This is a genomic window from Streptomyces huasconensis, from assembly GCF_021028635.1.
GTDB classification, from domain to species: domain Bacteria; phylum Actinomycetota; class Actinomycetes; order Streptomycetales; family Streptomycetaceae; genus Streptomyces; species Streptomyces huasconensis.
This window is the reverse complement of record NZ_CP086119.1, coordinates 2,706,079-2,718,831: the sequence shown is the minus strand read 5'-3', so window position 1 is coordinate 2,718,831 and position 12,753 is coordinate 2,706,079. Positions and strand designations below refer to the sequence as shown.

10 protein-coding genes are annotated in these 12,753 nt (G+C 74.5%); 6 read left to right on the top strand and 4 right to left on the bottom strand.

The annotated features are described in order from the left end of the window. Positions 1–20: 20 nt before the first annotated feature. Positions 21–1,202, bottom strand: a complete 1,182-nt coding sequence (locus J2N69_RS12250) for an ROK family transcriptional regulator (protein WP_230900773.1) — start codon at positions 1,200–1,202, stop codon at positions 21–23. Between the two features lie 179 nt (positions 1,203–1,381). Continuing rightward, the gene (locus tag J2N69_RS12245) at positions 1,382–2,470 is read right to left on the bottom strand and encodes a mechanosensitive ion channel family protein (RefSeq protein ID WP_230900772.1); all 1,089 of its coding nucleotides are present in this window, start codon (positions 2,468–2,470) and stop codon (positions 1,382–1,384) included. A 293-nt stretch (positions 2,471–2,763) separates the two neighbouring features. On the opposite strand from J2N69_RS12245, the gene J2N69_RS12240 reads away from it, so the two are divergent. Further along, positions 2,764–3,300, top strand: a complete 537-nt coding sequence (locus J2N69_RS12240; protein WP_230900771.1) for an HNH endonuclease — start codon at positions 2,764–2,766, stop codon at positions 3,298–3,300. A 54-nt stretch (positions 3,301–3,354) separates the two neighbouring features. Here J2N69_RS12240 and J2N69_RS12235 read toward each other — a convergent pair whose 3' ends face one another. Further along, positions 3,355–6,399: a beta-N-acetylglucosaminidase domain-containing protein gene (locus tag J2N69_RS12235; protein ID WP_230900770.1), complete on the bottom strand. Its 3,045-nt coding sequence runs from the start codon at positions 6,397–6,399 to the stop codon at positions 3,355–3,357. Positions 6,400–6,669: 270 nt separating this feature from the next. Between J2N69_RS12235 and J2N69_RS12230 the strand changes: the two genes are divergently transcribed. From J2N69_RS12230 to J2N69_RS12220, 3 genes are read left to right on the top strand one after another with little or no spacing between them, the layout of a single operon-like run. Then, positions 6,670–7,002: a hypothetical protein gene (locus J2N69_RS12230; RefSeq protein WP_230900769.1), complete on the top strand. Its 333-nt coding sequence runs from the start codon at positions 6,670–6,672 to the stop codon at positions 7,000–7,002. Next, on the top strand, positions 7,002–9,155 hold the full coding sequence (gene malQ / locus J2N69_RS12225; protein WP_230900768.1) for a 4-alpha-glucanotransferase: 2,154 nt from the start codon (positions 7,002–7,004) through the stop codon (positions 9,153–9,155). The genes J2N69_RS12230 and malQ overlap by 1 nt, the downstream gene beginning before the upstream one ends. Positions 9,156–9,175: 20 nt before the next feature. Then, entirely contained in the window at positions 9,176–9,415 is a 240-nt protein-coding gene (locus tag J2N69_RS12220; protein WP_230900767.1) for a hypothetical protein, read from the top strand. A gap of 99 nt (positions 9,416–9,514) precedes the next feature. Here the strand turns inward: J2N69_RS12220 and J2N69_RS12215 are convergent, their stop codons facing one another. Further along, positions 9,515–10,114, bottom strand: a complete 600-nt coding sequence (locus J2N69_RS12215) for a TetR/AcrR family transcriptional regulator (protein ID WP_230900766.1) — start codon at positions 10,112–10,114, stop codon at positions 9,515–9,517. Between the two features lie 113 nt (positions 10,115–10,227). On the opposite strand from J2N69_RS12215, the gene J2N69_RS12210 reads away from it, so the two are divergent. Beyond that, positions 10,228–11,688, top strand: a complete 1,461-nt coding sequence (locus J2N69_RS12210) for an FAD-dependent monooxygenase (protein WP_230900765.1) — start codon at positions 10,228–10,230, stop codon at positions 11,686–11,688. 109 nt (positions 11,689–11,797) lie between these two features. Beyond that, on the top strand, positions 11,798–12,727 hold the full coding sequence (locus tag J2N69_RS12205) for a DMT family transporter (protein WP_408056714.1): 930 nt from the start codon (positions 11,798–11,800) through the stop codon (positions 12,725–12,727). Positions 12,728–12,753: the final 26 nt, after the last annotated feature.

Genomic DNA, 12,753 nt, shown 5'->3' with positions numbered 1-12,753 from the left:
TGCGGGCGGGCGGGCGCGGCTCAGGCGGTGTCGAAGACCTGGTCCCGGGCCTGGGTGAGGGCCGAGCGGAGCGCGCCGGTGAGGATCGGGTCGCCGTCGAGTTCGCTGACGCGGACCTGCGGGCAGGGCAGGGCGAGGCCCGTCAGCTCCTCCTCGACGCGTCCGCGCAGCTTGTCGCCGCCCGCCTGGGCGACCGCGCCGGACAGGACGACCAGCTCGGGGTCGACCACGGCGATGACGGCGGCGATGCCGGTGGCCAGCCGGCGGGCCACCTCGGCGAGGATCGTGTCGTCGGCGAAGGCGTCGGCCAGGGAGGCGTCGGGACCCGCGAGTTCGCGGACGACGGGCGCCGAGACGAGGCTCTGGAAGCCGCCCCCGCCGCCGTGCGGACCGAGGGTGGCCTCCGGGCCGCCGCGCACCAGCGGGGCGCCCGGCAGCGGCATGTAGCCGATCTCGCCCGCGCCGCCGGTCGCGCCGCGCAGCAGGGTGCCGCCGAGCACGATGGCGGCGCCGACACCTTCGTCCAGCCAGGCCAGGACGTAGTTGTCGTGGTCCTGGGCGGCGCCTTCGTACTGCTCGGCGACCGCGGCCAGGTTCACGTCGTTCTCGATCGCCACCGGTGTGCCGAGCACCGCGGCGAGGTCGTCGCGCAGGGTGCGGGAGTGCCAGCCCGGCAGGTGCGGGGCGTAGCGCAGCTGGCCGGTGTGCGGGTCGATGGCGCCGGGGGTGCCGATGACCGCGGCCCGCAGGTCGTCGTGGCCGAGGCCCGCCTGGCGCAGCGCTCCGTCGACGGCCTCCGCGACGAGCTGGGCGGTGCGGTGGCGCACGTCGTCGGCGATGGCGTCGGCCTCCACGCGCTCGGTGCCGAGGACGGTGCCGGTGATGTCGGCGACGAGCGCGGTGATGCCGGTCGGGTCGGCGGACAGGGCGGCGACGTGCCCGGCGCCCGGGTCGATCTCGTACAGCAGGGCGTTGGGCCCCGGCCGTCCGCTGAGGCTGCCGGTGGTGTGCACGAGCCCGGCGGCCTCCAGCCGCCCGAGGAGCTGCGAGGTGGTCGGCTTGGAGAGGCCGGTCAGCTCACCGATGCGGGTGCGGGTGAGGGGGCCGTGGACGACCAGCAGATCCAGTACGGCGCGATCGTTCATGGCGCGCAGGACGCGCGGCGTGCCGGGCGTCCCCGGAGTGCTGCCTGCTGCTGCCATGACGACACCGGCCTTTCGGCTGCCCGTTAACTGTTAGGAAACTTTCCAATTCGTGAGGACCGTAAGGCGGCCGTGAACGGGCCGTCAATAGCGAACGCCCCCGCGGCAACCAAGTCGTTACCTGCGGGGGCGGTGCGTTGCACGGGGTGCTGCTCCTCCAGGAGGAACGCCGTGCCGCGCTACTTCGACAGATGCGGCGGAGGCGGCGGTATCGGGGAGGCCGCCAGGGACTGCGGGGAGGTCGTCGAGGCGTACGCGGAGGGGGGCGCCGTGCCCGCCGACGGGTCCGCGGCCGCCGCGTCCTCGCCCGGCTGGAGCGGCAGGCCGCCCACGATGCGGATGCCCGCCTCGTCGAAGGCCCGCTTGATGCGCCAGCGCAGCTCCCGCTCGACGCCCAGGGACTTGCCGGGCATCGTCTTCGCCGAGACGCGGATCACCATGGAGTCCAGCAGGACGCTGTCCAGGCCGAGGACCTCCACCGGGCCCCACAGGCGCTCGTTCCACGGCTCGTCCTTGGCGATGTCCTCGCCGACCTGGGCCAGGGTCGCCTTCACCCTGTCGAGGTCCTCGTCCGGGCGGACCGTCACGTCGACACCGGCCGTGGACCAGCCCTGCGAGAGGTTGCCGATGCGCTTGACCTCGCCGTTGCGGACGTACCAGATCTCGCCGTTCTCGCCGCGCAGCTTCGTCACGCGCAGGCCGACCTCGATCACCTCGCCGCAGGCGACACCCGCGTCGATCGTGTCGCCCACCCCGTACTGGTCCTCCAGGATCATGAAGACACCGGAGAGGAAGTCCGTGACGAGGTTGCGGGCGCCGAAACCGATCGCCACGCCCGCCACACCGGCGGAGGCCAGCAGCGGGGCCAGGTTGATCTCGAAGGCGCCGAGGACCATCAGCGCGGCCGTGCCGAGGATCACGAACGACGCCACCGAGCGGAGCACGGACCCGATGGCCTGCGAGCGCTGGCGGCGGCGCTCGGCGTTCACCAGGAGACCGCCGAGCGCCGTGCCGTCCACGGCGTTCGCCGTGCGGTTCATGCGGTCTATGAGCTTGGTGATGGCGCGCCGGACCAGGATGCGCAGGACGACCGCGACCGTGACGATCAGCACGATGCGCAGGCCGATGCCGAGCCACGTGGACCAGTTCTGCTCGACCCAGCTCGCGGCGTTCCCGGCGCTCTCCTGGGCGTCCTCGAACGTGGGCGGCTTCGGCGTCGACGTGTCGTCCGGGTCCGTTCCGGCTGCCGACAGGACGGACAAGAACACGGCAGGTACCTCCAGGTATCGCGGCCTGCCCGGCGGACGAGAAGTCAAGGGGGGAAGCGGGCAGACACACCACACTAACGGGGCATTGTGTGTGGATCGTTGTCATGTTCGAGGGAGAGACAGGGCTCACCTGGGCAGGAAGCAGGTGACGTGCCGGTGGCATGTCGCCTGTGGTCGAAAACACTTCGAGCCCGTTACCGGCACATGCTGGCGCTTCGACCAGGCATGAGGGGAGACTGTCAACAGATCGTCCCGGCGCGAGCCACGCGCCGCCGGCGTTATAGGAGGCATCCGTGCCGCACGTCCTGGTCCTCAACGCGTCGTACGAGCCCCTCGGCGTCGTACCGCTCCGCCGCGCGCTCGTCCTCGTCCTGGAGAACAAGGCTCTCTGCCTCGAGGAATCCGGCGCCTTCATGCACAGCGAGAAACGCACCGTCCCCGCACCCAGCGTGGTCCGCCTCAAGCGGTTCGTCCGGGTCCCTTACCGGGGGCCCGTTCCTCTGACCAGGCGCGCGCTGTTCGCCCGCGACGGCGGTCGGTGCATGTACTGCGGTGGCGTCGCAACCAGCGTCGACCACGTCGTTCCGAAGAGCCGTGGCGGGCAGCACGCCTGGGAGAACGTGGTGGCCGCGTGCCGCCGCTGCAACCACGTCAAGGCCGACCGGCACCTCATGGAGCTCGGCTGGCGGCTGCGGCACAAGCCCGCGCCGCCCTCGGGCCTCGCGTGGCGCATCATCGGGACCGGACACCGCGATCCGCGCTGGCTGCCGTACCTGCAACCGTTCGGCGCGGACGACGCGATGGCCCGGATCGATGGCATTTCCGCCTAGCGGACGATCCGGGCCTCTGTCGTACGTGGGCCCTGACCGGGGCCGCGCGGCGCTTCAGCCGCGCGGCCGCCGCCCCTCGTCGACCGCGTACGCCTCCACCGACCAGAGCGAGTAGCCGAAGCGGGTGGCGCGCTCGTCGCCCTGGACGCGCAGGTAGCGCGTGTCCCGCGCGTCCATGCGGACCGCCTCGCGCCCGCCCTTGCCGTCCCGCACGGTCGCGGCCGTGCGCCACGTCCTGCCGTCCGCCGACGTCTGCACCCGGTACCGCGCCGCGTACGCGTCCTGCCAGCGCAGCACGACCTGGCCGAGCCGCACCGGCTCCGCCAGCTCCACCTGCCACCACGCGCCGTCCTCGGCGGGCGAGGACCAGCGGGTCGCCGGGTCGCCGTCGTTGGCGGCCGACGCCGGGAAGTCCTTGGTCTCGTCGCCCGACGACGAGGCCTTCGCGCCGCGCGCCAGGTCCGGGCCCGCCGTGCGCGGAAAGGCGCGGACCGACACCGTGCGGCTCTCGCCCCCGAAGGAGACCGGGATCTCGTACGTCCCCGCGCGCGCGTCCGCCGCGACGCTGATCTCGACCGGCACCTCGACCTCGGTGCCGCGCGGCAGCGTGGTCCGCTCCGGCACCCGCACCTCGATGCCCTTCGGCGCCCTGGCCTCGACCCGCCCGCGCAGGGTGCCGGGGCGCAGGGAGCGCAGCTTCGCCGTGACCTCGCGCGGCTTCCCGCCGATCTCCGCGTCGGCCTCGGTGCGGGCCAGCGAGAGCCGGACCCCGGGGGCGTCGGCGTACCAGGGGACGACATGGCGCACCGCGCCCGTGCCGTCGGTGAGGACGGCGCGTACGGCGTCGGCGCGCACGCCCCCGCCCTGCTTCTTCGCGCCGCCGCCGTCACGGCCATCCGTCCGGGTGAGGTGGAGTTCGGTGAAGCCGCTCTCCGCGAGGGTCCCGACGCGCCGCCAGCCCTTGCCCGGCACATGCGCCTCGACGCCACCCTTGCTGCCCGGGTCGGTCAGCACCGTCACCGCCGCGAGCGGACGCTCCCGGCCGAACCGCGCCGTCGCGCCGTCCGCGGCCCGCCCGCCGTCGAGCCCCGCCCAGGCCGCGTACGCCTTCTGGGCCCGCGCCAGGAACGGGTCGAGGACGCCCTCGCCGACGGTGACCCCGCGCGTCCGCAGCTCCTCGCGGAGCTTCGTCAGCTCGCGCGAGGCGCGCCAGGCGGCGGCGCCGTCACCGTGCGCCTGCGCGCGCAGCATGTCGACGGCGGCCTCACCGGCCTCGCCGTAGAGCCCCAGCTTCTCGATCCACGGGCGCACCTCGCGGTCGAGCGCGCTGCCCGAGAGCCGCCGCGGCGCCTCCCGCATCACGCCGAACGCCGCGCGCAGCCGCCGCGCGGAAGCATCCGTTCGGGTGAGATCCGTCGTCGCGCGGGCCCGCCAGAACTCGTCCATGAGGGGCCGCAGGTACGCCGACTCCTCCGCGCCCAGCACGGACGAGGCGTCATTGCCCGCCAGGGCCCGCAGCGCGCCCCGCGCCTTGGGGTCGCCGTCCGCGAGGTCGTCGATCGCGGCGAGCCACGACGCGTGCGGCTGGTAGGCGCGCGGGTTCCAGGCGTAGTCCGCCGCCGTGAACAGCGGGATGCGGGAGGCGGCGGGCTGCTCCATGGCCGTGCCGAGGAGAGCGGCCGAGCCGGTCGCGACGGCGGGCTGGCGGCCGGTGTAGGGGCCGAGGAAGATGCGGTCCTGCGCGAAGTCGTTGACCGGGTAGTTGTCCATCGTGACCAGCGGGTGCGGGCCGAACACCGCGCGGACGCCCGCCAGTTCGCGTCCCGTGATGGTCTTGGGCACCACGCCGACGCCCGTCCAGGCCACCTGCACGCGGCGGTCCAGGCGGGCCGAGAGAGCCGCGCGGTACGCCGTCGTGCCGTCCTGGAAGTACTCGGTCGGCATCAGGGTCAGCGGATCGGCACCCGGGTGGCGCGCGGCCAGGTGCGCGGCGACGGCGTCGGCCACCCGGGCCTGCGCCTTCGCGGCGGCCTCCGGGCCCCTGCCGAACGTCTCGGCGTCCCGCTCGCAGTGCCACTCGCTGTAGCTGACGTCCTGGAACTGGAGCTGGAAGGCGCGCACCCCGAGCGCCCACATGGCGTCGATCTTGCGGGTGAGGTCCCTGACGTCCTTGTCGGACGCCATGCACATCGCCTGACCGGGGGAGACGGCCCAGGCCAGCGTGACGTGGTTGGCCTTCGCACGGGCGGCGAGCGCCCGGAAGTCCGCGCGCTGGTCCGCGGGGTAGGGCTCGCGCCAGCGGGCCTGGCGGTAGAGGTCGTCACCGGGGGCGTAGAGGTAGCGGTTCTGCTTGGTGCGGCCCATGAAGTCGAGCTGGGCCAGGCGCTGCTCGCGGGTCCAGGGGGTGCCGTAGAACCCCTCGGTCAGGCCGCGCACGGCGGTACCCGGCCAGTCGCGGACGCGTACGCCGGGCAGGGTACGGGCGCCCCGCGCCGCGCCTGCCGCCCCACCGGAGAGCTGCCGCAGGGTCTGCACCCCGTGGAAGAGGCCGTCCTCGCCGGCTCCCGCGAGGGCGACGGTGGCGCGGCCGTCGACGCGGCCCACGGCCAGGCGATAGCCGCCCGACGGCAGGTCGCCGTGGTCGCGGGCACCGAGGGCGCGCAGGGCCCGGTCGGCGCCGGGGCCCCCGACGCGGACGACGAGGGTGTCGCCCGCGGGCAGCGGATCGCCGTCGCCCACCTCGGTGATACGGCGGGCACCGGCGTCGCGCAGCACTGCGCGGAGCGCTTCGAGGGCGTACGGGTCGACGTCGTCACCCAAGGCCCGGCCGTCGTCGGCCGCCGTCACGACGACGACGTCGTCCCCCACGGTGACGGCGCCCCCGGCGCCCTCCATCGACTGGGGACGCGGCCAGACGGACGGCAGCGCGGCACCGCTCCCACGGTCACCGGAGCCGGTGCCGCCGCCGTCCGGGGAGGTGGCCGGAGCACCCGGCCCGCCGGGCTCCGGGATGGCCAAGGCGCCGGGCGCGCCGCCGAGCGCACCCGCGATGACGGCGGCCGCGATGGCGACCGCGCCCTTCCTGCGCCGCAACTGCACGCCCGCTCCTCGTTCTCCGGGGCGCCTGGGGCCCCTGACGTCAGGTGTGGCAGTGAGCCCACCACTGAGGTGGCGGGGGTGTCAACGGGAGTGAAGGGGAGGTGTGGATTCCTCGCGGAACCTGCGGGCAGTGGTGCGGGGGTGCCGGGGGAACAACTCCCGCACGGACAAGCGATTGTGACCAGGGTCACGTTGGTGCACGCTATAGGTCTGTGGCCCCGCACAGTGGGTAGGGCTGCCGTGACCCGCCCCCTGACTAGGAGCCCCCACGTGGCCGCTTCCGCCAACCTTCTCCTTTCCGCCCTCTCCAAACAGGTCCCCGCCCCCGAGACGCACCTGATCTCCGGCCGTGGCGCCCACCCGCTCTCCGCCCGCGGCGCACGCCGGGCCGCCGACCCGGGCGCCCGCCAGGTCTCCGGCCCCGACTCGGGCCTCGAAGGCTCCTCCTCCTGCACCTGCCTGGAGCCGCCCCTCACCAGCGAGCCGCCGCTCGCCGACGCCGCGCCGCTCACCAGCGAGCCGCCCCTCGCCGACGCCGCCCCCCTCACCAGCGAGCCCACCGCCACCGGTACGGCCTCGGGCCTGGACCCCATGGGGGTCTGATGGCCCTTTCCCGGCTGGCCGCCGCGTACGGAGTGGCCACCTCCTACTCCCCGTCCCCGGGGCGCACCGTCCCCGCCAGTGACACCGCGGTCGTCGCGGCCCTCGCCGCGCTCGACGTGGACGCGAGCGGCCCCGAGGCGATCCGCGCCGCCCTCGCCGCGCGCGAGGCGCACCTGGCCGAGCGGCTGCTCCCGCCGACGGTGGTCGCCTGGACGGACGGCGTACTGTCCGGCGCCTCGCCCCTCGCGGAGCTGCCGCCGGGGAGCCGGGTGCGGGTGGAGACGGAGCGGGGCGAGGTGATCGAGTGGGCGGTGCCCACGGCTGCCGCCGCCGGGGCCGACGGCTGGGCGGGGCTGCCGGCCGGCGTGCACCGGCTGCTCGTACGGAGCCCGGACGGGCGCCGCGCCGAGGCCCACCTCATCGCCGCCCCTCGCCGGATCAAGACGCCGTCGCGCCGCGCGCACGGGCTGCTGGTCCAGCTCTACTCCCTGCTGTCCCACGCGTCCTGGGGCATGGGCGACCTCGGCGACCTGGCCGAGCTGGCCGCCTGGTCCGGCCACGCCCTGAACACCGGCTTCGTCCAGGTGAACCCGCTGCACGCCGCCGTGCCGGGCGTGCCCGGAGGGCCGGGCAGCGACCCGTCCCCGTACCGCCCCTCCTCCCGCCGCTTCCCCGACCCCGTGCACCTGCGCGTCGAGGCCGTCCCGGAGTACGCCCGGCTGACCGGGGAGGCCCGCGAGCGCGCCGAAGACCTGCGGCGCCGTGCCGGGACGCTGCGTGAAGGGGTGCTGCGCCAGGGCGAGTTGATCGACCGGGACGCCGTCTGGGCCCTGAAGCGCGCGGCCCTCGAACTGCTCCACGAGGTGCCCCTCGGCCCCGGCCGCAGCGCCGAGTACCACGCCTTCCTCGCCGAACAGGGCCCCGCCCTGGAGGACCACGCCACCTGGTGCGCCCTCGCCGAGGTCCACGGCCCCGACTGGCACTCCTGGCCCGCCGCCCTGCGCGACCCCGCCTCGCCCGCGACCGCCCGCGCCCGGCGCGAGCTGATGGACCGCGTCGACTTCCACTGCCGCCTCGCCTGGCTCACCGACGCCCAGCTGGCCACCGCCCAGCGCACCGCCCGCGAGGCCGGCATGGACATCGGACTGGTGCACGACCTCGCGGTCGGCGTGCACCCGGGTGGCGCCGACGCCTGGGCCCAGCAGGACCACTTCGCGCCGCGCATGACGGTCGGCGCCCCGCCGGACGCGTTCAACGCGCGCGGCCAGGACTGGGGCCTGCCGCCCTGGCGCCCGGACCGCCTCGCGGAGTCCGGTTACGCCCCGTACCGCGCCCTCGTACGCGGTCTGCTGCGGCACGCGGGAGCCCTGCGCATCGACCACGTCATGGGGCTGTTCCGCCTCTGGTGGGTGCCCGAGGGCCGCGACCCCACCGAGGGGACGTACGTCCACTACGACGCCGAGGCGATGCTCGCCGTCCTCGCCCTGGAGGCGGACCGCGCGGACGCCCTCGTCATCGGCGAGGACCTCGGCACCGTCGAGCCGGGGGTGCGCGAGACGCTGCGCGAGCACGGCGTGCTCGGCACCTCCGTGCTCTGGTTCGAACGGGACTGGGCGGGCACCGGCCACCCGCTGCCCGCCGGGGCCTGGCGCGCGGACTGCGTGGCCACCGCCACCACGCACGACCTGCCGCCGACCGCCGCCCGCCTCACCGGAGAGCACGTCCGGCTCCGTCACGACCTGGGCCTGCTGACCCGCCCCCTGGCCGAGGAGCGGCACGAGGCCACCCTCGACGTGCGCGAGTGGCTCGGCCTGCTCTCCCGGCTCGGCATGCTGCCCGGCGGCACGGGCAGCGAGGAGGACGAGATCCGCGCCCTGCACCGCTTCCTGCTCGCCACCCCGGCCCGCATGATCGGCGTCTGGCTGCCGGACGCGGTCGGCGACCGCCGCCCGCAGAACCTCCCCGGCACCTGGGACCAGTACCCCAACTGGCGGCTGCCGCTCGCCGACGCCACCGGACGCCCCGTCACCCTGGAGGAACTGGCCGCCTCACCGCGCCTGCACGCGTTCATGGCCGTCTTCCGGGAGGGCGGCGGGGGCGGTGGGGCCGGCGGGGCCGCCCGTACGGCACCCCCGGACGCGCACCCCGTTTAGGAGTTCGCTACGTTTGCACCGTGGACAAGAAGAACGCTCTGCGCGCCGGCGCCCTGGCCTCCGGCACGACGCTGATGATGCTGCTCATGTCGTCCCCCGCGCTCGCGCTCACGCGCGACGATGGCGACGACCCGGCCCCCCGCCTGAGTGTCGTCGAAACGCTCGGCCTCTACGTCGCCGCGCCCATCGTGCTGTTCCTGGTGATCGCGGGCCTCGTGATGGTCGGCGACAAGTCCCGCAAGCAGCAGAAGCAGGGCTGAGCCACCCGGCCGTAGCCTCTCCCGAGGGCTCGGTCCACCGCCGTACGCGCATGTCGCGCACGGCGGTGGACCGAGCCCTCGGCGTGCGTTCAGGGGCCCTCAGGGCCGGTCCGCCGTCAGATAGCGCTGGAGCGTCGGTGCCAGCCAGTCGGTGACCTCCTCCCGCGTCAGCTCGGCCGACGGCGGGAACCGCAGGACATAGCGCGTCAGTGCGAGGCCGAGCACCTGCGCGGCGCACAGCGCCGCCCGCGTCGGCGCCTGCGCCGGGTCCGGGCAGACCCCGCGCGCCACCGGCAGCAGCTGCTGGGCGAAGATCTCCCGCATGCGCTCGGCGCCCGCCTGGTTCGTGATGCCCACCCGGAGCAGCGCGGTGAGCTGGCCCGCGTCCTCCCACACATCCAGGAAATGGGTCACGAGGAGCCGCCCCACCTCCTCGCGCGGCACGCGCGTGAAGTCCGGCATCCGCAGGTCGACCGAGGTGGCGGCCGCGAAGAGACCCTCCTTGCTGCCGTAGTAGCGCATCACCATCGACGGGTCGATCCGCGCGTCCTTGGCGATGGCGCGGATCGTGGCGCGCTCGTACCCGTCGGCGGCGAACCGTTCGCGGGCCGCCGCGAGGATGCCGGCGCGGGTGGCGTCGGAGCGGCGAGGCGCGGCGTCGGACGTGTCGGTGAGGGCTGCGGGTGCTCTGTCGGTCATGCCAACAAACGTAGGCCAACACCTGTTGACAGTCCAGGGGGACGGTTCTAGCGTGGCCAACAAGCGTTGACCAACAAATGTTGACCAACAAGTGTTGGCACCAGGAGGTGGCCATGAACGGTTCTACGAACGATGACGGCACCGGCGGCGTCGTGGTCGTGGGGGCGGGACCCACCGGGCTGCTGCTCGCCGGGGACCTCGCGGCGGCGGGCGTCCCCGTCACCCTCGTCGAGAAGCGGGCGCCCGGCATCAGCAACCTCTCCCGCGCGCTGGTCGTGCACGCCCGCACCCTGGAGCAGCTGGACGCCCGAGGCCTCGCGGACGAGCTGGAGGCCAAGGGGAAGGCGCTCGCCACGATGCGCCTCTTCGACCGCCTCACGCTCGACCTCGCGCCGCTGCCCTCCCGCTTCCCGCACGTCCTGGTCCTGCCGCAGTACGAGGTCGAGCGGGTCCTGAAGCGGCGCGCGGAGGAGGCGGGGGTGCGGTTCGCGTACGGGACGGAGGTCACCGGCCTCACGCAGGACGCCGACGGGGTGACCCTCCAACTCCGGGGTGCGGACGGCGAGTCGGGCACGCTGCGCGCCGCCTACGCGGTCGGCGCCGACGGCCTGCGCAGCGCGGTGCGGGAGGCGGTCGGGCTGCCCTTCCCCGGCAGGTCCGTCATCCGCTCGCTGGTCCTCGCCGACGTCAGACTCGCCGAGCGGCCGCCGACGCTGCTCACCGTGAACGCCGTCGGTGACGCCTTCGCCTTCCTCGCGCCCTTCGCCGACGGCTATCACCGCGTCATCGGCTGGAACCGCGCCCGCGACGTCGCCGACAGCGAGCCGCTCGGCCTCGACGAGGTCAAGGAGATCGTGCGGGCGGCGCTCGGCCGGGACTTCGGGATGCACGACCCCCGCTGGATGTCCCGCTTCCACAGCGACGAGCGGCAGGTGCCCGCGTACCGCGTGGGCCGGGTCTTCCTGGCCGGGGACGCCGCACACGTCCACTCCCCGGCCGGCGGGCAGGGTATGAACACGGGCCTCCAGGACGCCGCCAACCTGAGCTGGAAGCTGGCCGCCGCCGTCAACGGCCGTGCGCCGGGCGCCCTGTTGGACGGTCTGCTGGACACCTACCACGCCGAGCGGCACCCGGTCGGCAGGGCGGTCCTGCGCTCCAGCGGCGCACTCGTCCGGCTCGCGATGGCCAAGCGCCCGTGGACGCGCGGGACGCGGGCCGCGCTCGCCGCGCTCGTCACCGGGGTCCCCGCCGTACGCGCCAAGGCGGTCGGCCAGATCACCGGCATCGGCTTCGCCTACCCCGCCCCGCGGGGCGCCCACCGCCTCGTCGGGCGGCGGGTGCCCGACCTCGCGCTGGCGGAGGGCCGCCTGTACGAGCTGCTGCGAGCGGGCGAGTTCGTCCTCGTCGTGCCGCGTGGTGTGCGGCGGGAGGCGGGGCGGGCGGTGGTCGCGCACTGGTCGGGCGACCGGCGTACGACGCTCCTGGTCAGGCCCGACGGATACGTGGCGTGGGCCGGGGAGGAGGCGGACGCGGAAGCGGTGCGGGCGGCCCTTGAACGTTCAGCTCAACTTTAAATTAACCCCGGAAAGATTCGATGGACGTGATGGGTGAGGGGGTGCGACGGTTGTCCCGCACACGACAGCGAGGCCCCGCGGAGCCGGGGAGAGAGAAAAGGGATACCCCGTGGCACTCCTCGACCGGACCCCCGCACGGACCGCACCGGCCGCGCACCCGGCAGCCCGCCCCATTGGCGCCGGCCTCGCCCTCGCCGCTCTCGCCACGGTCGTCTGGTCGGGCAGCTTCGTCACCTCCCGCGCCCTGCACGACAGCGTCCCGCCCATCCAGCACGCGTTCTGGCGCTGGATCATCGCCATCGCGGCCGTGGCGCCGTTCGCGGCCCGGGAGACCTGGCGGCAGCGGAAAGTGCTCCGCGCGCACCTGCGCTTCCTGCTCCTCGCCGCCCTGCTGGGCGTGGCCGTCTACAACACCCTCGTGAACCAGGCCGGCCTGACGACCACCGCCGGCAACATGGGCATGATCATGGCCGCGTCGCCCGTCCTGATGGCCGTCCACGAACGCCTCGGCGGCGCCCGGCTCGGCGCGCGCCGCGTGACCGGCATGCTCGTCGCCTGCGCGGGCGTCCTGCTGCTGGTCGGCAAGGGCTCCCTCGCCATGGACCTCGCGGTCGGCGACCTGTGGATCATCGCCGCCGCGCTCTGCTTCGGCTCTTACAGCGCGCTGCTGCGGCGCAAGCCCGCGGAGGTGGGCGGACTGCCGTTCCTCTTCTCGACGTTCGTGCTCGGCGCGCTGATGCTGCTCCCGGTGTTCGCCGTCAGCTACGGAGTGCAGGGTGGGTTCGAGCCGACCGTCGGCACCGTCTCCCCGCTCCTGTACGTGGGCGTGGTCTCCTCGGCACTCGCCTTCTTCGCCTGGAACAAGGCCGTCTCGATAGTCGGCGCCGCGCGCGCCGGGGTCGTCTACTACCTCCAGCCGGTCTGCGTGGCCCTGCTCTCCTTCGCGCTCCTCGGTGAGGCGATGGGGTGGCTCCAGGTGCTGTGCATGGGGCTGATCCTCGGCGGGGTCGTGCTCGGCGCGGGCCGCGCCGGCCGATGAGCCGATGAACGGTCGGTACGTTGACC

Excerpts from the sequence above, each read along its gene's own strand:
- J2N69_RS12250 (WP_230900773.1), bottom strand. The coding sequence starts at position 1,202 with ATGGCAGCAGCAGGCAGCACTCCGGGGACGCCCGGCACGCCGCGCGTC.
- malQ (WP_230900768.1), top strand. The coding sequence starts at position 7,002 with ATGGCCCTTTCCCGGCTGGCCGCCGCGTACGGAGTGGCCACCTCCTAC.
- J2N69_RS12215 (WP_230900766.1), bottom strand. The coding sequence starts at position 10,114 with ATGACCGACAGAGCACCCGCAGCCCTCACCGACACGTCCGACGCCGCG.
- J2N69_RS12210 (WP_230900765.1), top strand. The coding sequence starts at position 10,228 with ATGAACGGTTCTACGAACGATGACGGCACCGGCGGCGTCGTGGTCGTG.